Source organism: Pseudomonas sp. UBA6310 (assembly GCF_002438225.1).
In the GTDB taxonomy this organism is placed as follows: Bacteria; Pseudomonadota; Gammaproteobacteria; order Pseudomonadales; family Pseudomonadaceae; genus Pseudomonas_O; species Pseudomonas_O kuykendallii.
Map to the genome: position 1 here is coordinate 37,404 of NZ_DJTK01000018.1, position 22,264 is coordinate 59,667.

The window sequence follows — 22,264 nt, forward strand, 5'->3', positions numbered from 1 at the left end:
GGCTACGACCACAAGAAGATGGGCATCACCGCCAAGGGCGCGTGGGTCTCGGTGCAGCGGCATTTCCGCGAGCGCGGCATCGACGTGCAGCAGGACAGCATCAGCGTGATCGGCATCGGCGACATGGCCGGCGACGTGTTCGGCAACGGCCTGCTGCTCTCGGACAAGCTGCAGATGGTCGCTGCCTTCAACCACCTGCACATCTTCATCGACCCGAACCCCGACGCGGCCAGCAGCTTCGCCGAGCGCCAGCGGCTGTTCGACCTGCCGCGCTCGTCGTGGACCGACTACGACGCGCGCCTGATCTCCGCCGGCGGCGGCATCTTCCCGCGCAGCGCGAAGAGCATCGCCATCAGCCCGGAAATGCAGCAGCGCTTCGACATCAAGGCGACCAAGCTGACCCCGACCGAACTGATCCACGCGCTGCTCAAGGCGCCGGTGGACCTGATCTGGAACGGCGGTATCGGCACCTACGTGAAAGCCAGCAGCGAGAGCCACGCCGACATCGGCGACAAGGCCAACGACGCGCTGCGGGTCAACGGCAACGAACTGCGCGCCAAGGTGGTGGGCGAGGGCGGCAACCTCGGCATGAGCCAGCTCGGGCGCATCGAGTTCGGCCTCAACGGCGGCGCCAGCAACACCGACTTCATCGACAACGCCGGCGGCGTGGACTGCTCGGACCACGAGGTCAACATCAAGATCCTGCTCAACGAGAGCGTCGCCGCCGGCGACATGACCGGCAAGCAGCGCAACGCCCTGCTGATGGAGATGACCGATGCGGTCGGCAACCTGGTGCTGGGCAACAACTACAAGCAGACCCAGGCGCTGTCGCTGGCGCAACGCCGTGCGCGCGAGCGTGTCGCCGAATACCGGCGGCTGATCGGCGACCTGGAAAGCCGCGGCAAGCTGGACCGCGCGCTGGAATTCCTGCCCTCCGACGAGCAGCTCGCCGAGCGCATCAGCAGTGGCCAGGGGCTGACCCGGCCGGAACTCTCGGTGCTGATCTCCTACAGCAAGATCGACCTCAAGGAAGCGCTGCTGGAATCGCCGGTGCCGGATGACGACTACCTGATCCGCGACATGGAAACGGCGTTCCCGCAATTGCTCGGCGAACGCTTTGGCGAGGCCATGCGCCGCCATCGGTTGAAGCGCGAGATCGTCAGCACGCAGATCGCCAACGACCTGGTCAACCACATGGGCATCACCTTCGCCCACCGGCTCAAGGTCTCCACCGGGATGACCGCGGCGAACGTCGCCGCCGCCTACGTGATCGTGCGCGACGTGTTCCACCTGCCGCACTGGTTCCGCCAGATCGAGGCGCTGGATCACCAGGTGCCGGCAGAGGTGCAGCTGAACCTGATGGAAGAGCTGATGCGCCTCGGTCGTCGCGCCACCCGCTGGTTCCTGCGCAGCCGGCGCAACGAGCTGGACGCCGCGCGTGACGTGGCGCACTTCGGTCCGCGCATCGCCGCGCTGGGGCTGAAGCTCGACGAACTGCTGGAAGGCCCGACGCGCGAGCTGTGGCAGGGTCGCTACCAGGGCTACGTGGAGGCCGGCGTGCCGGAACTGCTGGCGCGGATGGTGGCGGGTACCAGCCACATCTACACGCTGCTGCCGATCGTCGAGGCCGCCGACGTGACCGGCCAGGACGCGGCGCTGGTGGCGAAGGCCTACTTCGCCGTGGGCAGCGCACTGGACCTGACCTGGTATCTGGCGCAGATCACCGGGCTGCCGGTGGAAAACAACTGGCAGGCACTGGCCCGCGAAGCCTTCCGCGACGACCTCGACTGGCAGCAGCGCGCGATCACCGTGTCGGTGCTGCAGGGCGAGGGCGGCGCGGACATCGATGCGCGGGTGGCCGCATGGGTCGAACGCAACCTGCCGCTGGTGGAACGCTGGCAGGCGATGCTCGCCGAGCTGCGCGCCGCCAGCGGCACCGACTACGCGATGTACGCCGTGGCCAGCCGCGAACTGATGGACCTGGCCCATAGCGGCAGCCAGGCGGGGTGCATGCCGTAACGCCTGCACACGCGGGTTTGCACCCAACCTGCGTTTCGTAGGGTGGATTCGTTTCGTAGCGTGGGTTAGCCGCCACGCGCAGGCGGCGGCATTCGCGGGAAGCGTGCGGCGGCGTAACCCGCCGGGCGGAGGTTGGCCGGGACACCGCCTGGTGGGTTACGCGGCTGTCCGGTTCGGAGCGGGTAGGCGGATCGAGAGAACGCCGCTAACCCACCCTACGGTTCGGAGCCGCTTCGCCGCTGTCGAATGCACGCGGCGCTTTTCGTAGGGTGGGTCAGCCGCCTCGCGCAGGCGGCGGCATTCGCGGGAAGCGTTCGGCGGCGTAACCCGCCGGGCGGAGGTTGGTCGGGACACCGCCTGGTGGGTTACGCGGCTGTCCGGTTCGGAGCGGGTAGGCGGATCGAGCGAGCGCCGCTAACCCACCCTACGGTTCGGAGCCGCTTCGCCGCTGTCGAATGCACGCGGCGCTTTTCGTAGGGTGGGTCAGCCGCCACGTGCAGGCGGCGGCATTCGCGGGAAGCGTGCGGCGGCGTGACCCGCCGGGCGGAGGTTGGCCGGGACACCGCCTGGTGGGTTACGCGGCTGTCCGGTTCGGAGCGGGTAGGCGGATCGAGCGAGCGCCGCTAACCCACCCTACGGTTCGGAGCCGCTTCGCCGCTGTCGAATGCACGCGGCGCTTTTCGTAGGGTGGGTGCAACCCGCGAACGGATGAATCAGTGATTAGCCTCCCGGACGCGCCACCAGGCCTTTCAATAGCGCCTGGTGGAAACGCTCAGGCGCCTGGATCTGCGGGGAATGGCCCAGGTCGGGGAAGGTCACCAGCACCGCGCCGGGAATCCGTGCGGCGGCTTCCCGGGCCAGTTTCGGGTAATTGCCGAGCTGGCTGCGCAACGCCTCGGGGGCCGCGTCCTTGCCGATCGCGGTGGTGTCTTTTTCGCCGATCATCAACAGGGTCGGCACCTCGATCCGTTCCAGTTCGTAATACACCGGCTGGGTCTGGATCATGTCGTAGGTGAGCGCCGAGCTCCAGGCGACGGCTTCGCGCCCCGGCCCTTTGAACATCCCGGCCTGCATCTGCACCCACTTGTCCCATTGCGGGTGCCATTGCCCGGCGTAGTAGGTGCTCTGCTGGTAGCTGCGGATGCTCTCGGCGGTGGTGTTCAACTCGCGGGCGTACCACTCGTCCACGCGGCGATAGGGCACGCCCTTGGCTTTCCAGTCCTCCAGGCCGATGGGATCGACCAGCACCAGTTGCTCCAGCTGCTGCGGATACATCAGGGCGTAGCGGGTGGCGAGCATGCCGCCCATCGAGTGTCCCAGCAGGCTGAAGCGCTCGATGCCCAGGCTTTGCAGCAGTGCGTGGGTGTTGCTCGCCAGTTGCTGGAAGCTGTACTGGTAGTGCTCGGGCTTGCTCGATTTGCAGAAGCCGATCTGGTCCGGCACCACCACCCGGTAGCCGGCGCCGGTGAGCGCCCTGATCGTGCCTTCCCAGGTCGCGGCGCAGAAATTCTTGCCATGCAGCAGCACCAGCACGCCGCCGTTCGGGCGTTCGGGCTGCACGTCCATGTAGGCCATCTGGCGTTTGCCGCCCTGGGATTCGAACTCGAAATGCTGCACCGGGTAGGGATAGTCGAAGCCTTCGAGCTCCGCGCCGTACCCCGGCGTTTCCGCCGCCCGAACGGTGGCGGCGGCGCACAGCACGAGCGCGGGTAACCAGCGTCTGTACATGATGTCGTTCCTTATCCGAAGTGAGCGTTACGCCTGTGTGTGAACCTGTGGCGGCGCTTCGGTTCGAGCGATGGCGCTTCGGCTGGACAGGACGCCCGTGGCAGGCCAGCAACGCCGACGAAAGGTCATCTATCTCAACCTGTACAGGAATTCGATAAACGAGAATTCGTGTAGGATTTTCCTCTGTGTCACCCTACGCCGGTATATTTATCAGGCGGTTGTAGCGTGATGCAGCACGCATCGATCATTCCGGCCGTAGGCGAATCGACCCGTTCGAGTCGGTTCCGGCTCCGTGAGAGGAACGCCCTTGTCCCCCAGTGAACGTGCAGCCGCGCTGGCCAGCGCCAGCGAAGTCTGTGCCCGAGAACCCATCCACATCCCCGGCAGCATTCAGCCGCATGGATTCCTGCTGGTGTTCGAGGCGTCCGACCTCAAGGTCATTCAGGCCAGCGAAAACGTTGCCACCCTGCTCGGCGTCGAGGTCGCCGGATTGCTCGGCCGCCACTTCGACGAGTTGCTGGAAGATGCCGCACGGCTGCGCGGCAAGCTCGATTCGCTGGCCAGCGAGGACCGCAATCCGTTTCACCTCGCCGACGTGACGTTCCGGGTCGGCGATCCGGGCCCGGCGTTCGCCCTGATGGTGCATCGCCACGACGGCGTGCTGATCACCGAGTTCGAGGCCGTGGACGATGGCACCGCCGCCTACCTGGACCTCTATCCGCTGGTGCGCACCTTCGTCACGCGCCTGCAGGAAACGCCTACCGCCGAACTGCTCTGCCAACTGGCGGTGACCGAGGTCAAGCGCATGACCGGTTTCGGCCGGGTCAACGCCTATCGCTTCGACGCCCTCGGCAACGGTGTGGTGATCGCGGAGGACGCCGATCCGGGCTACCCGCGATACCTTGGCCTGCATTTCCCCGCCTCGGACATTCCGCAGCAGGCGCGCGCGCTCTACTGCGCCAACCGCATCCGCGTGATCGGCGATGCCGACTATCGGCCCTCGCCGATCCTGCCGCCGCTCAATCCCGTCAGCGGCCAGCCGCTGGACCTGAGTTACGCCGCGCTGCGCAGCGTTTCGCCGGTGCACGTGCAGTACATGAAGAACATGGGCACCCGCGCTTCGATGTCGATATCCGTCGTCGTCGACGGCGCGCTCTGGGGGCTGATTTCCTGCCACGACGCCGCGCCGCAGCGTGTGGGTTTCCAGACCCGTACCGCCTGCGAAATGCTCGGCCGTATCCTGTCGCTGCAGATCGAAGCCAAGGAAACGCACGCCATTGCCGATCGGCGGCTCAAGCTGCGCGAGAACATCGTGCAGATGCTTTCGCTGATGGCCGACCGCGAACGTGGCAGCGTCGCCGAAGGGCTGCTGGCGGCGCCGGACGTGCTTCTTGGGTTCGCCCGCGCCAGCGGTGCGGCCATCGTCCTCGCCAATCGCTGCGAACTGCTCGGCGAAACGCCGCCGCGCAACGACGTGGAAGCGCTGGTGCGCTGGCTGGCCGAGAGGGAGGTCGGTGAGGTATTCCACACCCATAACGTCGGGCGCGACATCGCCGAACTGAGTGAGCTGTCCCAGTACGCCGGCGGGCTGCTGGCGGTTTCGATCTCCGAACTGCACGCGCATTACCTGATCTGGTTCCGCCCGGAGCGGGTGCGCACGGTCAACTGGGCCGGAAAGCCGGAGAAACACCTTTCGCAAGGTGGCGCGCTGAGCCCGCGGCACAGTTTCGAGAGCTGGCAGGAGACCGTCTTGGGGCAGTCGCTCGGCTGGGATCAGCTGGAGATCGACAGTGCGCTGGAACTGCGCAATGCGGTGCTTGGCATCGTCCTGCGCAAGGCCGAAGAGCTGGCCGAGCTGGCCGGCGAGTTGAAGAAGTCCAACCGCGAGCTGGAGGCGTTTTCCTACAGCGTCTCCCACGACCTGCGCGCGCCGCTGCGCCATATCGCCGGCTACGCCGAGTTGCTCGGCGAGGTCGAGGGCGGGCGGCTGACCGACAGCGGGATGCGCTTCCTCACCAACATCAGCGAATCGGCGCGCTTCGCCGGCACCCTGGTGGACAACCTGCTGAGCTTTTCCCAGATGGGCCGTGCCGCGTTGCACCTGTCGGACGTCAACCTGCCGGCGCTGGTCGACTCGATCCGCCAGGAGATGCTTCCGGATTACCAGGACCGCACGGTGGAGTGGCACATCCAGCCGCTGCCGATCCTGATCGCCGATGCGGCCTTCATTCACCTGGCGCTGCGCAACCTGCTGTCCAACGCCATCAAGTACAGCCGCACCCGCGACGTCGCGGTGATCGAGGTGGGCGCCGAGGAACACGCCGACGAACATTGGGTCTATGTGCGCGACAATGGCGTCGGCTTCGACATGGAATACGCCGGCAAGCTGTTCGGCGTGTTCCAGCGCATGCACCGCATGGAAGAGTTCGAAGGCACCGGCATCGGCCTGGCCAGCGTGCGCCGCATCATCGAACGGCACGACGGCCGGGTCTGGGCGGAAAGCCGGCCGGACCAGGGTGCGACCTTCTATTTCGCGCTGCCCAAACGTATACATGCCCGCGTTTCACGCTGAGAGGTAATTCAAGCAAATGCTCAAACCCATCCTGTTGGTCGAGGATAACCCGCACGATCTCGAGCTGACCCTGGTCGCGCTCGAGCGCAGCCAGCTCGCCAACGAGGTCATCGTGTTGCGTGATGGCGCAGAGGCGCTGGATTACCTGTTCCGCCGCGGCGCGCATCGGGACCGTGGTGAAGGCAACCCGGCGGTGCTCCTGCTGGACCTGAAACTTCCCAAGGTGGACGGCCTCGAAGTGCTCGAGGCGGTACGCAACGCCGAGCTGCTGCGCAGCATGCCGGTGGTTATGCTGACCTCCTCGCGCGAGGAGCCCGACCTGCAGCGCGCCTACGCGCTGGGGGTGAACGCCTACGTGGTCAAGCCGGTCGAGTTCAAGGATTTCGTCGCGGCGATTTCCGATCTGGGCATCTTCTGGGCCGTGCTCAACGAGCCGCCGCCCGGCTCCGCACGCCTGGCGCGTCGGCGCACGCCCCGTTCCGGTGGCGACGAGCAATGAGCAGGCCGCCGCGCGCAGCGGCGTGTTCAACAGTCGTTCCGCCGCCAGTAGCCGGCATTTCCGAGGTACCGAAGTTGGCGGTGATCGATGTCCGCTAGACCGTTGAAGATGCTTTTCGTCGAGGACAGCCCGCATGACGCGGAACTGACCCTGGCGACCCTCACGCGGCACGGCTTCCAGGTCGACTGGACCCTGGTGCACAGCCATCAGGGCGTCGAGCAGGCGCTGCGCGCCGACAGCTTCGACCTGATCCTTTCCGACTTCCTGCTGCCGGGTTCCTCCGGCATGCAGGCGCTGCAGGTTGCGCGTCGCCTCGCGCCGGAAATCCCGTTCCTGTTCCTCTCCGGCATCTTCGGCGAGGAGCACGCGGTCGAGATGATGCGCCTGGGCGCCGTCGACTACGTGCTCAAGCAGAACCTCGTCTTCCTGCCCAAGGCCATCGAGCGGGCCATGGCGGAAGTCTCCGAGCGTCGCGAACGGCGCCGCGCCGAGGACGCGTTGCATGAGGTCGAACTGCGCGCCGACCTCGCCATCGAAGCGGCGCGCCTCGGCCTGTGGGACTACCGGCCGCAGACCGACACGCTGATCTGGGACGCGCGCTGCAAGGCGCTGTATGGCCTGCCCAGCGGCAAGCAGGTGCGCGACCTGGCCTCGTTTCTCGACGCCTGCGATCCGGCCGATCGCGAACGCCTGCATGAGCAGGTGACGCGCACGCTGTCGCGCGACAGTGGCGACGAACTGAGCGTCGAGTACCGCATCCAGGTGGCGGGCGCGGTGCGCTGGCTGTCGATCCGCGGGCGCGCCTCCTTCGAGGACGGTCGCTGCGTGCGCCTGATCGGCGTGCTGCAGGACATCAGCGAACAGAAACAGGTGACCCTGGCGCTGCAGGAGCTGAACCAGACCCTCGGCGAACGCGTCGAGCGACGCACGCGCGAACGCGATCGCACCTGGGATCTGTCACGCGAGCTGCTCGCGGTGATGCGCTTCGATCTCACCCCCATCGCCCTCAACCCGGCCTGGCACGAAACCCTGGGCTGGTCGCGGGAGGAATTCCTGCAGGGGCCGCTGTGGCATCTGCTGCATCCCGAGGATGTCGCCAGCACCCGCGCCGAGGCGCAGCGCATCGCCGACGGCTACGTTTCCACGCGCTTCGTCAACCGCCTGCGCCACGCCGACGGCGGCTATCGCTGGATGTCCTGGACGGTGGTGCCGGAGCAGAGCCTGATGTACGCCGCGGTGCGCGACATCACCAGCGAGCGCGAGGCCCTGGATGAGCTGGCCAGCAGCAACCGCCAACTGCTCGAACAGATCGCCGAGCGCGAGCGCGTCGAAGCCGCCCTGCAGCAGATGCAGCGCCTGGAGGCGGTCGGCCAGTTGACCGCGGGCGTTGCCCACGACTTCAACAATCTGCTGACGGTGATCCTCGCCAGCGGCTCCTTCCTGGCCCGCGATCTGCCGGCGACGCCCGAATTCAACAAGGCCCGCCAGCGCCTGCAGAATATCCGCGAGGCGGGCGAGCGCGGCGCCAAGCTCACCGGGCAACTGCTGGCCTTCTCGCGTCGCCAGCGGCTGACCCCGGAGCCGGTGGACCTCAACGAAACCGTGCGCGGCATGCTCGAGCTGTTGAGAAGCACGCTCGGCGGCAGCGTGCTGATCGAGACCGAGCTGGCCGACGATCTGCGCCTGGCGCTGGTCGATCCGACGCAGCTAGAACTGATCATCCTCAACCTGGCGATCAACGCGCGCGACGCCATGGCGATGGGCGGCACCCTCTGCCTGAGCACCCGGCGCGAACGGGTCGAAACGCCGCCGCTGGGTGCCGAGGACCCGGAGCCGGGCGACTACGTGGTGCTGTCGGTGCGCGACTCGGGCACCGGGATGAGCGACGAGGTGCTGGCCAAGGCGTTCGAGCCGTTCTTCACCACCAAGGATGTCGGCAAGGGTTCCGGGCTGGGCCTCGCCCAGGTGTTCGGCTTCGCCAAGCAGTCGGGTGGCGGCGCGCGGATCGATACCCGCCTCGGTGCCGGTACCACGGTGAGCGTCTATCTGCCCTGCGCGCCGGAGGAGACGCTCGAGGCGCCGCCGTCATCGGCCGAGACCGTGCATGACGAGGCGCAGGGCCAGGCGTGCCGGGTGCTGCTGGTGGATGACGACCCCAACGTGCGCGCGGTGACCGCGATGCTGTTGGACGACCTCGGCTACCGGGTGGTCGAGGCCGACAGCGGCGTGCAGGCGCTGGAGCTGCTCGACGAGCGCATCGACATTCTCCTCGCCGATTTTGCGATGCCCGGCATGAACGGTGCTGACGTGGCGCGCGCGGTGCGCCGGCGCTTCCCGCACATGCCGGTGGTGTTCATCACCGGTTACGCCGAATTGGGCGGGCTGGACGTGGAGAACGCCCTGATCGTTCCCAAGCCGTTTCGCGGCGAGGAGCTGTCGGCGAAGCTCAATGCGGCGCTGTTGTTCGCCGAATCGCGCGCCGACGGCTGATCGGGCGGGGTCCGCTTCCTCAGGCGCGGGTGTCGCGCAGGCTGGCGAGAAAGCCCGGCACGTCGGCAGCGCCGGCTTGGCGCAGGGCACGGCCCAGCGCATCGGCGGCGGCGTCCTCGCGCGGCAGCAGCAGCCATTCCGGCGTTCCGGGCGGGCTGATCTGGTCGAGGCGCGCGTAGGGCGTGCCGCTGCTCAGCAGCAGGTCCATGAACTGGGGATGTGCCCAGGCCTGCTCCGGCAGCGCGAGCACGTGGAAGGCTGCGTCCAGCGCCGCGAGTCCGGCCGGGTTCAGCCGATAGTGCTGGCGGATCGCCGGAAGGATCACCTGCAGCCCACGCCGACGCGCATAGGCCAGCGCCACGCCGAAGGCCGCTACCTGCTGGTGGCCACCCCAGTACAACCGGTTGCCGTGCCAGTCGGCCTGGCGCACCTCGATCTGCTGGCCGCTGAGGTAGCGGGGCAGGGCCAGGCTGATCGCCTTGACGAAATCCTTGTAGCTGATGATGCGCACCGCGCGCCCGGCCGGCGTTGTCGCGAAATCTTCCAGATGCGCAAGCGGGGGTTGCTCGCCGCGCGGCGCGCAGACGCCGTCCAGCTCGCGCAGGTCGAAGGCCTCGCTCTCCTGGCTCTGCAGCTCGACGCAGCGCACCAGCAGCGCGTGGGCTTGCGCCTTGACCTGCTGCACCGGACCGGAGAGTGCGCCGCGCGGCAGGTCGAGCAGGCGTTCCAGCGGCGGGCCGTCCTGCCACCAGATGCTGTCCTCCGGTCGCTGCAGCGCCTTGAACGGCAGATGCTCCAGCCCGGCACGCTCGAGCCGCGGGCGCTGCCGGCCGCCCAGGCCCAAACGCTGCGCAAACTGGGACAGGCGCATGGCGAAGGAGGGCGGTTCGGGGACGGACATGGCGGCGCTTCTACTCCCGTAATGGCCGCAGTTTGGCTATGGACGGCGGGTTGACGCTACAACAATCTTTTGACGTCGGAGACTCGATTCTTCCCGGATGAAGCGCTGTGGCACACTTCGCGAAACCGATCCCACGGACACGCCATGCAGCGCATCCTGCTCGACATCCACATCCCGGCCGACCGCCTGCTGGCGCTCTATCAGGGCCGCGCCAACCGCATCCTGCTCAAGGCCCGGGACGGCCGCAGCGTGAGCCTGCCGGCGCATCATCTGCGGCCGTACTTCGTCCATGACGGGGTGCACGGGGCCTTCGAGCTGCAGGTCAGCGATTCCGGCGAGCTGCTGGAGCTACGGCGCCTCGCTTGAAGGTCGCCGCCCCGGCTATAATCCGCGGCTCGCTCACGACCCGAAGCCCGCCCAATGTATACCCTGGCTCGCGACCTGCTGTTCAGACTCTCCCCGGAAACCTCCCATGACCTGTCCCTGGACCTGATCGGTGCAGGCGGGCGGCTGGGCATCAATCGCCTGCTGACCAAGCCGCCGGCAAAACTGCCGGTGTCGGTGATGGGCCTGGAGTTTCCCAATCCGGTGGGCCTGGCCGCGGGTCTGGACAAGAACGGCGATGCCATCGACGGGTTCGCCCAGCTGGGTTTCGGTTTCGTCGAGATCGGCACCATCACGCCGCGTCCGCAGCCGGGCAACCCCAAGCCACGGCTGTTCCGCCTGCCGGAAGCCGAGGCGATCATCAACCGCATGGGCTTCAACAACCGCGGCGTCGACTACCTGCTGCAGCGGGTCGCCGCAGCGAAGTTCGACGGCATCCTCGGCATCAACATCGGCAAGAACTTCGACACGCCGGTCGAGCGAGCGGTGGACGACTACCTGATCTGCCTTGACAAGGTCTACGCCCACGCCAGCTATGTGACGGTCAACGTCAGCTCGCCGAACACGCCGGGGCTGCGCAGCCTGCAGTTCGGCGACTCGCTCAAGCAGTTGCTTGAGGCCCTGCGCCAGCGCCAGGAAGACCTGACGGCGAAGCACGGCAAACGCGTGCCGCTGGCGATCAAGATCGCCCCGGACATGACCGACGAGGAAACCGTGCTGGTCGCCGAGGCGCTGCGCGATGCGGGCATGGACGCGGTGATCGCCACCAACACCACGCTTGGCCGCGAAGGCGTCGAAGGGTTGCAGCACGGCGATGAGGCGGGCGGGTTGTCCGGCGCGCCGGTACGTGACAAGAGCACGCATACGGTGAAGGTGCTGGCCGGCGCGCTGGGTGGGCGACTGCCGATCATCGCGGTGGGCGGCATCACCGAAGGCAGGCATGCGGCGGAGAAGATCGCCGCCGGCGCCAGCCTGGTGCAGGTTTATTCGGGGTTCATCTACAAGGGGCCGGCACTGATCCGTGCCGCCGTCGACGCCATTGCGGCGCTGCCGGGCTCGGCTCGCTAGCTTCGGGGGCCATGAAAAAGGGCTCCCGAAGGAGCCCTGGGCACTACGCCCGCCGCCCGGTTGGGGCGCGCTTCATGAGATGTAATCGATCCTGATCAGCCGACGGCGTGAAGTTCGTTAAGACGATGAATGCCGGCGGTGCCGGTAAATCCATCCCACTGATCGCCACGTCCCTCGCGCCAGCCGTTGATCCAGGCTTGGCGGGTGGCCGCAAGGGTGAAAGGACAAAGGTCGCGGGATTTACCATGAATGCCGTGCTGATAACCACGCAAGAATGCTCGTTCCAACGGATCACGCTTAAGTCTTCTCATAGGGTGTTGCCCTCACTGGTTGACTGTTATATGTCCCGTTGGCCTCGTGGCGAGGCCAGGCAGAATGCGATCTGCCGACGGAGCCGCTGCCGGCGTCGCGGTCTCCTTCCAGCGGCGTTGCACCGATGGGGTAACTGAGTTCTAACCAATGCCCGGAAGCATTGGAATGATCGTTTTGTCATAAGCACGTAATGCTTTTCTGAGTGAGGCCATAAGAACAGGCCCGGACAGGCACCCATCGGCGCATGAAAGCCGGTGCAACCGGGCAGTAAACCGAGACGCCGACGAAGGCATTGTTGCGAACTACTCTTGCCTGTAAGGGCTCACTATTCCGACGAAGGGTCGTCTACGACCTTTTGCCACTTTCTGACGCGGCAGACACTGCCCGTCATCGACCGCCGCAGGCACCTGGAAACTCATGTCGGACCGTTACGAACTCGTTCTCACCTGCCCCAAGAGCCTCGAAGGGCTGCTACTCGAAGAAGCCACTGCCCTGGGACTGGAAGAGCCGCGCGAACAGACCGCGGCGATTCGCGGTTTCGGCAGCCTGGAGCTGGCCTACAAACTGTGCCTCTGGTCGCGCCTGGCCAACCGCGTTCTGCTGGTTCTCGACCGCTTCACGATCGAGGACGCCGAATCGCTTTACGACAGCGTTCATGCCGTCGACTGGAGCGAACATCTCCAGCCCGACGGCAGCCTGGCGGTGGAGTTCAGCGGTCATGGTTCGGGAATCGACAACACCCACTTCGGCGCACTGAGGGTCAAGGATGCGATCGTCGATCGTCTGCGCCAGGCCGACGGCACGCGGCCCTCGGTGGACAAGGTCAACCCGCACCTGCGCGTGCACCTGCGCCTGGACCGCGGCGAGGCGATTCTGTCCCTCGACCTGTCCGGGCACAGCCTGCACCAGCGTGGCTACCGCCTGCAGCAGGGCGCGGCGCCGCTGAAGGAAAACCTCGCCGCGGCGGTCCTGATCCGTGCCGGCTGGCCGCGCATCGCCGCCGAGGGCGGAGCGCTGGCGGACCCCATGTGCGGTGTCGGTACTTTCCTGGTGGAGGCCGCGATGATCGCCGCCGACATCGCGCCGAACCTCACCCGCGAGCAGTGGGGCTTCAGCGAATGGCTGGGCCATGTGCCGGCGTTGTGGAAGAAGCTGCAGGGCGAAGCCCAGGAGCGTGCCACCGCCGGCCTGGCGCGGCCGCCGCTGTGGATTCGCGGCTACGAGGCCGATCCACGGCTGATCCAGCCGGCGCGCAACAACATCGAACGTGCCGGGCTGGGTGACTGGATCAAGGTCTACCAGGGCGAAGTGGCGACCTTCGAGCCGCGTCCGGATCAGAACCAGAAAGGCCTGGTCATCAGCAACCCGCCCTATGGCGAGCGTCTGGGTGACGAGGCGAGCCTGCTGTACCTCTACCAGAACCTCGGCGAACGTCTGCGCCAGGCGTGCATGGGCTGGGAGGCGGCGGTGTTCACCGGCGCGCCGGACCTCGGCAAGCGCATGGGCATCCGCAGCCACAAGCAGTACGCGTTCTGGAACGGCGCCTTGCCCTGCAAGCTGCTGCTGATCAAGGTGCAGCCGGATCAGTTCGTCACCGGCGAGCGGCGCACGGCGGAGCAGCGTCAGGTCGAACGCGAGCAGGCGCAGGCGCTGGCCGAGGAAACCGCGCAAGCGCCGAAGCTCAACCGGAACGGCAACCCGATCAAACCGACGCCGGCGCCCGCGCCGGTGGTCGAGCAGGCTCGTCTGAGCGAAGGCGGGCAGATGTTCGCCAACCGCCTGCAGAAGAACCTCAAGCAACTGGGCAAATGGGCCAGGCGCGAGGGCATCGACTGCTACCGCGTGTATGACGCCGACATGCCGGAGTACGCCCTGGCCGTCGATCTGTACCACGACTGGGTGCACGTGCAGGAATACGCCGCGCCCAAGTCGATCGATCCGGAAAAGGCCCAGGCCCGCTTGTTCGATGCCCTGGCGGCGATCCCGCAGGCGCTGAACGTCGACAAGAGCCGGGTGATCATCAAGCGCCGCGAGCGCCAGAGCGGCACCAAGCAGTACGAGCGGCAGAGCGCCCAGGGCAAGTTCGTCGAAGTCAGTGAGGGCGGCGTCAAGTTGCTGGTGAACCTCACCGACTACCTCGACACCGGGCTGTTCCTCGACCACCGCCCGTTGCGCCTGCGCATCCAGCGCGAGGCGGCCGGCAAGCGCTTCCTCAACCTGTTCTGCTACACCGCCACGGCCACGGTGCATGCGGCCAAGGGCGGCGCGCGGACCACCACCAGCGTCGACCTGTCGAAGACCTACCTGGACTGGGCGCGGCGCAACCTGTCGCTCAACGGCTTCTCCGACAAGAACCGCCTGGAGCAGGGCGACGTGATGGCCTGGCTGGCCGCCGACACCAACCAGTACGAGCTGATCTTCATCGACCCGCCGACCTTCTCCAATTCCAAGCGGATGGAGGGCGTGTTCGACGTGCAGCGCGACCATGTGCAGTTGCTGGACCTGGCGATGGCACGCCTGGCGCCCGCTGGCGTAGTCTATTTTTCCAACAATTTCCGCAAGTTCCAGCTCGATGAGGCACTTGCCCTGCGTTACCGGGTGGAGGAAATCAGCGCCGAGACCATCGCCGCCGATTTCGCCCGCAACCCGCGTATCCACCGCGCCTGGCGCTTTCAGCCGCTGAACGGCTGAGCAAACCGCGCTGGGCAGGCCTACCTCTCCCCAACAGAGTGGTGTATGAAGCGACCGAACGCGTTCAAGAAGAATCGGGGCTACATAGATCCAGCCACGGCTGGCTGGATGACCATCGGCGCGTCGCTGATCGTGGGCGCGCTGATCACCGTCGCGGTCTCCATCGTCACGCGGCACTTCTATGAGAAGCAGTTGCAGGAGCGTTTCGAGCTGGCCGCCGTCGAGCGTGCCAGCCTTGCTCGGGAGCGGCTGATCGACCAGACCAAGCGTCTGGACGCACTGCGGCGGTTCTTCGTTTTTTCCGAGGACGTCGATCGCCGGTCTTTCGAGGGCTACAGCGAGCCGCTGCTGAACGACACCTTCGCGCTGACCTGGTATCCGCGCATCGAGGCGAGTGCCCGCGAAGCCTTCGAGGCCGCCGTACGCGAGGACGGCGTGGCCGATTTCCGCATCCGCGAGCTCGCCGATCCGGACGGGGACGATCTGGCACTGCGCCCGGCCGGCGAACGCGCCGAATACTTCCCCTTGCTCTACAGCGTCTCGCACCAGGCGCCGCGCCGGCCGCTGGGCTTCGACCTGCTGTCCTACGGCTCGCTGCAGCCGTTGCTCGACCGCGCGCGGACGGAGAACCGCACGATCATTTCCGAAAGCATCGCGCTGTTCGGCAGCCGCCGCCCACAGGATCGCGGGCTGCTGATCTTCGCCCCGGTCTACAACGCCACGCCGTCATCGCCAAGCGGAGCGCTGCAGGGCTACGTGGGGGCGCTGGTGAGCCTGCAGAGCCTCATGGAGTCGGGCATCTCCGACAAGAGCCGGCACAACCTGATGGTCGAACTGCTGGACGTGACGGGCGACGCTCCGCAGTCGCTGTACCGTTCCGAGGATCTCGCCGCGCACAGCGACCTGCGTTACGCCTTGCAGTTTCCCCTGGATAACCGGCTGTTCGAGCTGAGAATCCAGCCGACTGACCTGTTCATGCAGGCCAACCAGTCGCCACTGGTGATCTGGGTGGTGCTGTTCGGCATCGTCCTCACGCTGCTGATCAGCGCGTTCCTCTACAGCCTGGTCAACCAGCGCCAGCGCGCCCTGGCGCTGGTCACCGAGCGCACTGCCGACCTGCGGGCTCGCGAGCAGGAGCTGGCGGCCAGCGAGCGGCGCTGGAGCTTCGCCCTGGACGGCTCGGGCGACGGGGTCTGGGACTGGGACATGCGCACCGACACCATGTTCTTCTCCGGCGCCTGGAAGAGCGGGCTGGGTTATGCGGAGGAAGACATCGGTAACAGCCTGGACGAGTGGAGCAAGCGGGTGCACCCGGACGACCTGCCGCGCGCGGTGAGTACCCTGCAGCGGCACTTCGACGGCGAGCTGCCGAGCTACCTGTGCGAGTACCGCATGCAGCGTCGCGACGGTACCTGGGCCTGGATTCTGGACCGCGGCAAGGTGGTCGAGCGCGACGCCGAGGGCAAGGCCACCCGCGCCATCGGCACGCATTCCGATGTCAGTTGGCGCAAGGCGGCGGAGCTGGAACTGGCGCGCGCCCACGGCCAGTTGAGCGGCCTGCTGGACGCGGCGACCCAGGTGTCCATCGTCGCGACGGACATGCAGGGCCAGGTGATGACGTTCAACGTCGGCGCCCAGCGCATGCTTGGCTATTCGGCGCAGGAAGCCGTCGGCCAACTGAGCGTACTGCAGCTGCATGATCCCGAAGAGCTGCAGCGGCGGGCCGATGAACTCGGCCAACAGCTGGGCAGGCCGGTGGAGCCCCTGGAGGCCATCGCCTTCGAGGTGCTCCGGGAGAATCGCCATGACGAGCGCGAATGGACGTTCGTTCGTCGCGACGGCAGCAGGCTCACCGTCAACCTGTTCCTTACCGGCATTCGCGACGAGGCGGGCACGCTGGTCGGCATTCTCGGCATCGCCACCGACATCACCGAGCGGCGTCGCGTGCGCGCGGCGCTCGAGGCGCGCGATCAGTTGCTGGAGAAACTCAGCTCGCGGGTGCCGGGCGTGATCTATCAATACCAGCTGAACCCGGATGGCACCGCCAGCTATCCCTACGTCAGCGCGGGAATCCGCGAGGTCTACGAGATCGAGCCCGAGGCGTTGCGCCGGGATGCGTCGCTGATCCACGAGCGCGTGCATCCGGACGACCGGGCGCGGGTCGATGAGTCCATCCAGCGTTCGGCCGAACGCCTGAGCTTCTGGACCGAGGACTATCGCGCGCTGCTCCCCGGCAAAGGGCTGCGCTGGTTCCGCGCCGAGGCGCTGCCGGAGCGGCTGGCGGACGGCGCGGTGCTCTGGCACGGCTACCTCTCCGACATCACCGGCCTCAAGCTGGTCGAACAGGAACTGCGCGAGCTGTCGATCACCGATTCGCTCACCGGCGTGTACAACCGCCGCTACTTCCAGCAGCAACTGGAAATCCAGATCGTGCGTTCGCAGCGCCATCCCGGCGCGCTGTCGGTGGTGATGCTGGACATCGATCGCTTCAAGCAGATCAACGACCAGTTCGGTCACGGCACCGGGGACCTGGTGCTCAAGCGGATCAGCCAGCGCATCGGCCAGCGGGTGCGGCGCAGCGACGTGTTCTGCCGTCTTGGCGGCGAAGAGTTCGCCGTGCTCTGCCCGGATACCGACCTGCAACAGGCGGAAATCCTCGCCCGCGCGCTGCTCGAAGAGCTGCGCCGCGATCCGGTGGAGGGCGTGGGTGTGGTCACTGCCAGTTTCGGCGTGGCCCTGTGGCAGCCGGGAGAGGACGCCGACGCGTTGCTACGCCGGGCGGACGCGGGCGTCTACGCGGCGAAGCAGGCAGGCAGGGATCGGGTGGTGGTGAACTACGGTTGAGCAGCAGGCGCGCCGTCATCGCTGACGGCGCGCCCGTGGACCTCAACGCGTGGCGGTGCTGTTGGCGAGCTTGGGCTGGCGATACAGCTCGACGAGGATCTGGTCGAGCACCGAGGAGGCGCCCCACGGCCGCGGATCGTTGAGGATCGCCACCACCGCCCAGGTGTTGCCGTTGATGTCGCGACTGAAACCGGCGATGGCGCGCACGTTGTTCAGCGTGCCGGTCTTGATGTGCGCCTCGCCGACCAGGGCGGTTTTGTGCAGGCGCTTGCGCATCGTCCCGTCCATCGCCGCCAGCGGCAGCGAGGAGATGTACTCCGCGGCATAACGGCTTCCCCACGCGGCTTGCAGCAGGGTCGCCATCTCGCGCGCGCTGACCCGTTCGTCCCGCGACAGCCCGGAGCCGTTCTCCATGACCAGGTGCGGCGCGGTCAGGCCCTTCTTCGCCAGCCACTGGCGCACCACGCGTTGCGCGGCCTTGCCGTCGTCGCCATCGGCGTCGTTGCGGAATTGCGCGCCGAGGCTGAGGAACAGCTGTTGGGCCATGGTGTTGTTACTGAACTTGTTGATGTCGCGGATGATCTCGACCAGGTCCGGCGAATAGGCACGGGCCAGCAGGCGGGCGTCCTTGGGCACCACGTCGACGCGGTTGCCGCCGAGGATGCTGCCGCCCAGTTCCTGCCAGATCGCCCTCACGGCGCCGGCGGCGTAGTCCTTGTGATCGAGCAGCGACAGGTAGGTCTGCGCACTGCAACCTTCGGCCAGTTCGCCGCTGGCCGTCACGGTAACGCCGCCGTTGGGGTTGTTCACCGAGTTGTAGACGACGTCCGGGTAGGTCTTGCACTTGCTCGCCTTCAGCGGCTTGACCCGGTTGTCGATCTGCACGTTGGCCATCGGCGGTTCGACCGCGACCGAAACCTTGCCGCTGTCGGTGCGCGCGATGAAGCGCATGGCCTTGAGGTTGATCAGCAGCGAGTCCGGGCGGACCAGGAACGGCTTGTTGCTGTCGCCGCCGTCGTCGTTGAACTCCGGCAGGTTGGGCTGGATGAAGTAGCTGCGGTCGAGCACCAGGTCGCCGGTGACTTTCTGTACGCCGTTGGCGCGCAGGTCGCGCATCAGCAGCCAGAGCTTTTCCATGTTCAGCTTGGGATCGCCGCCGCCCTTGAGGTAGAGGTTGCCGTTGAGCACGCCATCCTTGAGCTGTCCGTCGGCGTAGAACTCGGTGCGCCACTGGTAGGTCGGGCCGAGCATTTCCAGGGCGGCGTAGGTGGTCACCAGTTTCATGGTGGACGCCGGGTTCACCGACACGTCGGCGTTGTAGATGGTGGTCTGGCCCGGGCCGTTGAGCGGTATGGCCACCAGGGAGAGGGAGTTGGGCGAGATCTTGTTGGCCTTCAGCGTCTGCTGCACCTTGTCTGGCAGCGAAGTGCTGACATTGGCGGCGAGGCTGAAGGACGGCGCGCCGATGGCGAGCGGCAGCAGGCTGGCGAGGGCCAGGCGGCGAAGAATTCGAGTCATGGGCAGGAGAGAGAAAGCGAAGCGTGGCATAGGGGAAATTCCCACATCGTCAGGGAAGTGGCCGCATTATGCCCGAAGGCCGCGGCGCTGCCGAACGATGATTGAGGCGCGGTTATTTCCCTTCGGCGTCATGGAGGCGGGCGCGCGGCCGGCTAAACTGCTAGAGTGCCGCGCGTTTATCATTCTCGAGGACTTACTCCATGGCTACCAACCGTTCCCGCCGCCTGCGCAAGAAACTCTGCGTCGATGAATTCCAGGAGCTGGGCTTCGAGCTGAACCTGACCTACAAAGACGGCCTCGACGACAAGGCGATCGACGATTTCCTCGATGCCTTCCTCGACGATGCCATCGCGGCCAATGGCCTGAGCTATGTCGGCGGCGACGACTACGGCTTCGTCTGCCTCGGCAAGCGCGGTTCGGTCAACGAAGAACAGCGTATCCAGGTCGAAGCCTGGCTGAAGGGCCGCAGCGAACTGACCGAGTACAAGCTCAGCCCGCTGATGGACGTCTGGTATCCGGAAAACCCGATCAACCCGGCGTAACACCTGAGCGCAGGCGCGGCTCCGTCACGGAACGCGCCCGCGATCGCAACACAGCGTCACTCCCGCCTTTCGCCGGTATCCGCCGGTTCCGCTTTTCGGTCCAGACGCTTGCGCAGCAGGTCGATCACCTGGGCCACCAGCAACGCCAATGCCACCCCAAGCAGCGAGTTGAGAAGGCGCACGCCCGGCAGATGCCAGTCGCGCGACAGACTCTCCGACAGCAGCACGAAGCAGAATGTCGTCTGCAGCACGAACAGCCCGTAATGGTTGACCTGGAAGGCGCGGCTCAGAACGATCAGCGGCAGCAGCGTCGCCACCATCAACGCCGGGCTTTGCAGGCTATGGCCGATGAACACCAGCAGCGCGGCGGCCGCCAGGCTGGCGGCGCTGGCCTGTACGGCGCGCACCAGGCTGTTGTGGAATTCCAGTTGCAGGGTGGTGATGACCGCCACCGTCAGCCAGTACCCGCGCGGCAGATCGGCGAGGTTCACCAGCAGGCCGGCCAGCCCGCAGGCCAGCATGCAGCCCAACGCATGCAGGCGCCATTCCCGGCGGGGCAGGCGCTGCGCGTGGCGGCGAAGCACCTTGAGCAGCGAGACGAAGCGCGGCAGCCGCGGCCACATGCGCAACCCGTGGCCACCGCGCAGGGCGAAGGCGAGCAGCGTCACCCAGAGACCGCCGAGGACGAACAGCGCGGCGACCGCGTAGGGGTTGTGCAATGCGCCCATCGCCTGCTGGCCGTGGCCCAGGCTCAGGCAGACCGCCATCCCGATGCCGAGCTTGCCCGCCTCGTTGCCGAACCGCTGAAGCCAGGCGAGCAGCAGGCCGAAGGCGGCGAACAGCAGCAGGCTGCTGGTGGGAGAGGGCGCGGCCCAGAAGCCCAGCGCGGCGCTGCAGGCACCCAGCGCGATCAGCAGGAGCATGCGCAACATGCCCAGGCGATGCAGCGGATTGGCCTGGGATGCCTGGAACGCGCCGACCGAGGCCCAGAGAAATCCGGGGTGGGCGCTGAACAGCCCGAGGAGCAGGGGCAATCCACAGCCGATACCCGCCACCATCGCCGGTCCCCAGGCGGGCGGTTGCGCTTTCCAAGTCAGGCTTGTGCGTAGAACCCTGTGCATCGGTGCTGGTTTTCCTCAGGCTGCCGCACCTCGTAGGGCGTGACATCGTCTTCTTGGCCGTGCGGCCCGTCAGCGCTCATAGACTGACGGTTCGCCCCGGTCGTTCCCTCCGATCCGTCCGCGCCCGATGCCGGCCTGCCGGAGCGCCTCAGGTCGGCGCCGAGCGACCGGTCATTTCCCGCGCCATCTCGCTGGCATAGCTGTCGGTCATGCCGGCGATGAAATCGATCATGCGCAGGAACGAGTGGTGCAGCGAGCTATCGGGCTTCGGGGCGTTGTTGCCGAGCAGGTCGAGTATCCGCTGGTGCTTGAACGACGGCGTGCGACCGCCGTGCTGCTCCAGCGCCGCGCCGCAGAAGGCATTGAGGAGGATTTCCAGGGTCGTATAGGCGCCGATCTCGTGCAGCGTCTTGCGCTTGTCCTGGAAAATCCGCTCCCGCGCGATGGCCTTGGCGCGCAGCACGCAGTGTTTCGCCGAGCCCTGCATGTGCTCGACCAGATCGCCTTGCAGGGTACCGGCAAGCAGCGCGCCTTGCTGTTCGACGAAAGCCTGGGCCGCGGCGTTGGTCAGGTGCTCGATGGCCTTGCCGCGGAGGATCGCCAGCTTGCGCCGCCGCGAGTCCTTCGGGCCCAACTGGCGGTAGGTTTCGGGCAGGTCGCCTTCGACCAGGTCGAGCAGCAGTTCCTCGACCTCGCTGTAGTCGAGCAGCTCCATCTCCAGGCCATCCTCCAGGTCGATCAGCGCGTAGCAGATGTCGTCCGCGGCCTCCATCAGGTAGACCAGCGGATGACGCGCCCAGCGTTGCTCCTCCAGCAGCGGCAGGCCGAGCTTTCCGACGATCTGCTCGAGCAGCGGCAGCTCGCTCTGGTAGCAGCCGAACTTGTGCTTCTTGTAGCCGGGCGACTGCGCGTGGCGGGACGTCCAGGGGTATTTCAGGTAGGTGCCGAGCGTTGCATAGGTGAGCCGCGTGCCGCCGTCGAACTGGTGGTATTCCAGCTGGGTGAGCACGCGGAAACCCTGGGCGTTGCCTTCGAAGTTGAGAAAGTCGGCACGCTCGACATCGCTCATGTCGTCCAGCCAGCCGCGCCCGGCGGCCTGCAGGAACCAGTGGCGGATGGCGTCTTCGCCGGAGTGGCCGAACGGCGGGTTGCCGATGTCGTGGGCCAGGCAGGCCGATTGCACGATCATTCCCAGGTCGGCGGGATCGCACCAGTCCGGCAGCTCATCGCGCAGCACCTCGCCGGCCCGCATGCCCAGCGAGCGGCCGACGCAGCTGACTTCCAGCGAGTGGGTCAGGCGGGTGTGGATATGGTCGTTGCTGGTGACCGGATGAACCTGGGTCTTGCGTCCCAGGCGGCGGAACGCGCCCGAGAAGATGATCCGGTCGTGGTCCTTGTGGAAAGGGCTGCGTCCCAGTTCTTCGGTGTTCTGCAGGGACTTGCCGAGGCGTTCGCGGGTGAGCAGGGTCTGCCAATCCAAAGCGGGTACTCATCGTGGATGAATGGACCCGCTAGCTTCCCGGTTGTGGCCGGTCTATTCAAGCCGGCCCGACCGGCAACGTCGCTCGTCGCGCG

15 protein-coding genes are annotated in these 22,264 nt (G+C 66.7%); 9 read left to right on the forward strand and 6 right to left on the reverse strand.

The window, feature by feature from the left end:
• On the forward strand, window positions 1-2,019 hold a 2,019-nt coding region (locus B3E91_RS03380; protein ID WP_287028402.1), incomplete at its 5' end, for an NAD-glutamate dehydrogenase domain-containing protein.
• A gap of 720 nt (window positions 2,020-2,739) precedes the next feature.
• Here B3E91_RS03380 and B3E91_RS03385 read toward each other — a convergent pair.
• Complete coding sequence (locus tag B3E91_RS03385) at window positions 2,740-3,747, reverse strand: alpha/beta fold hydrolase (RefSeq protein ID WP_287028403.1); 1,008 nt, start codon at window positions 3,745-3,747, stop codon at window positions 2,740-2,742.
• A gap of 307 nt (window positions 3,748-4,054) precedes the next feature.
• On the opposite strand from B3E91_RS03385, the gene B3E91_RS03390 reads away from it, so the two are divergent.
• From B3E91_RS03390 to B3E91_RS03400, 3 genes are all read left to right on the forward strand, one after another.
• The gene (locus B3E91_RS03390) at window positions 4,055-6,319 is read left to right on the forward strand and encodes an ATP-binding protein (RefSeq protein ID WP_287028404.1); all 2,265 of its coding nucleotides are present in this window, start codon (window positions 4,055-4,057) and stop codon (window positions 6,317-6,319) included.
• A gap of 16 nt (window positions 6,320-6,335) precedes the next feature.
• Window positions 6,336-6,818: a response regulator gene (locus tag B3E91_RS03395; protein WP_273232943.1), complete on the forward strand. Its 483-nt coding sequence runs from the start codon at window positions 6,336-6,338 to the stop codon at window positions 6,816-6,818.
• 87 nt (window positions 6,819-6,905) lie between these two features.
• Entirely contained in the window at window positions 6,906-9,308 is a 2,403-nt protein-coding gene (locus B3E91_RS03400) for a response regulator (protein ID WP_287028405.1), read from the forward strand.
• A gap of 19 nt (window positions 9,309-9,327) precedes the next feature.
• On the opposite strand, the gene B3E91_RS03405 is transcribed toward B3E91_RS03400, so the two are convergent.
• A complete protein-coding gene (locus B3E91_RS03405) occupies window positions 9,328-10,209 on the reverse strand; it encodes a DUF6685 family protein (RefSeq protein ID WP_287028406.1) in 882 nt (293 codons plus the stop codon).
• 144 nt (window positions 10,210-10,353) lie between these two features.
• Between B3E91_RS03405 and B3E91_RS03410 the strand changes: the two genes are divergently transcribed.
• Together B3E91_RS03410 and B3E91_RS03415 are read left to right on the forward strand one after the other, a co-directional pair.
• Entirely contained in the window at window positions 10,354-10,575 is a 222-nt protein-coding gene (locus B3E91_RS03410) for a DUF2835 domain-containing protein (protein ID WP_090231334.1), read from the forward strand.
• A gap of 54 nt (window positions 10,576-10,629) precedes the next feature.
• Entirely contained in the window at window positions 10,630-11,661 is a 1,032-nt protein-coding gene (locus tag B3E91_RS03415; RefSeq protein ID WP_273232949.1) for a quinone-dependent dihydroorotate dehydrogenase, read from the forward strand.
• Between the two features lie 95 nt (window positions 11,662-11,756).
• Here B3E91_RS03415 and rmf read toward each other — a convergent pair whose 3' ends face one another.
• Entirely contained in the window at window positions 11,757-11,972 is a 216-nt protein-coding gene (rmf, locus tag B3E91_RS03420; protein ID WP_090231332.1) for a ribosome modulation factor, read from the reverse strand.
• Between the two features lie 418 nt (window positions 11,973-12,390).
• Here rmf and rlmKL point away from each other — a divergent pair, with 418 nt between their 5' ends.
• Together rlmKL and B3E91_RS03430 are read left to right on the forward strand one after the other, a co-directional pair.
• Complete coding sequence (gene rlmKL, locus B3E91_RS03425) at window positions 12,391-14,664, forward strand: bifunctional 23S rRNA (guanine(2069)-N(7))-methyltransferase RlmK/23S rRNA (guanine(2445)-N(2))-methyltransferase RlmL (protein ID WP_287028407.1); 2,274 nt, start codon at window positions 12,391-12,393, stop codon at window positions 14,662-14,664.
• A gap of 45 nt (window positions 14,665-14,709) precedes the next feature.
• Entirely contained in the window at window positions 14,710-17,508 is a 2,799-nt protein-coding gene (locus B3E91_RS03430; RefSeq protein WP_287028408.1) for a sensor domain-containing diguanylate cyclase, read from the forward strand.
• 42 nt (window positions 17,509-17,550) lie between these two features.
• Here the strand turns inward: B3E91_RS03430 and dacB are convergent, their stop codons facing one another.
• Complete coding sequence (gene dacB / locus B3E91_RS03435) at window positions 17,551-19,026, reverse strand: D-alanyl-D-alanine carboxypeptidase/D-alanyl-D-alanine endopeptidase (RefSeq protein WP_273233134.1); 1,476 nt, start codon at window positions 19,024-19,026, stop codon at window positions 17,551-17,553.
• Between the two features lie 200 nt (window positions 19,027-19,226).
• Between dacB and B3E91_RS03440 the strand changes: the two genes are divergently transcribed.
• The gene (locus tag B3E91_RS03440) at window positions 19,227-19,568 is read left to right on the forward strand and encodes a 50S ribosome-binding protein YggL (RefSeq protein WP_287028409.1); all 342 of its coding nucleotides are present in this window, start codon (window positions 19,227-19,229) and stop codon (window positions 19,566-19,568) included.
• A 56-nt stretch (window positions 19,569-19,624) separates the two neighbouring features.
• Here B3E91_RS03440 and B3E91_RS03445 read toward each other — a convergent pair whose 3' ends face one another.
• The gene (locus tag B3E91_RS03445; protein WP_287028410.1) at window positions 19,625-20,689 is read right to left on the reverse strand and encodes an FUSC family protein; all 1,065 of its coding nucleotides are present in this window, start codon (window positions 20,687-20,689) and stop codon (window positions 19,625-19,627) included.
• Window positions 20,690-20,837: 148 nt separating this feature from the next.
• Window positions 20,838-22,169, reverse strand: coding sequence for a deoxyguanosinetriphosphate triphosphohydrolase (locus B3E91_RS03450; protein WP_273232957.1), 1,332 nt, complete (start codon window positions 22,167-22,169; stop codon window positions 20,838-20,840).
• Window positions 22,170-22,264: the final 95 nt, after the last annotated feature.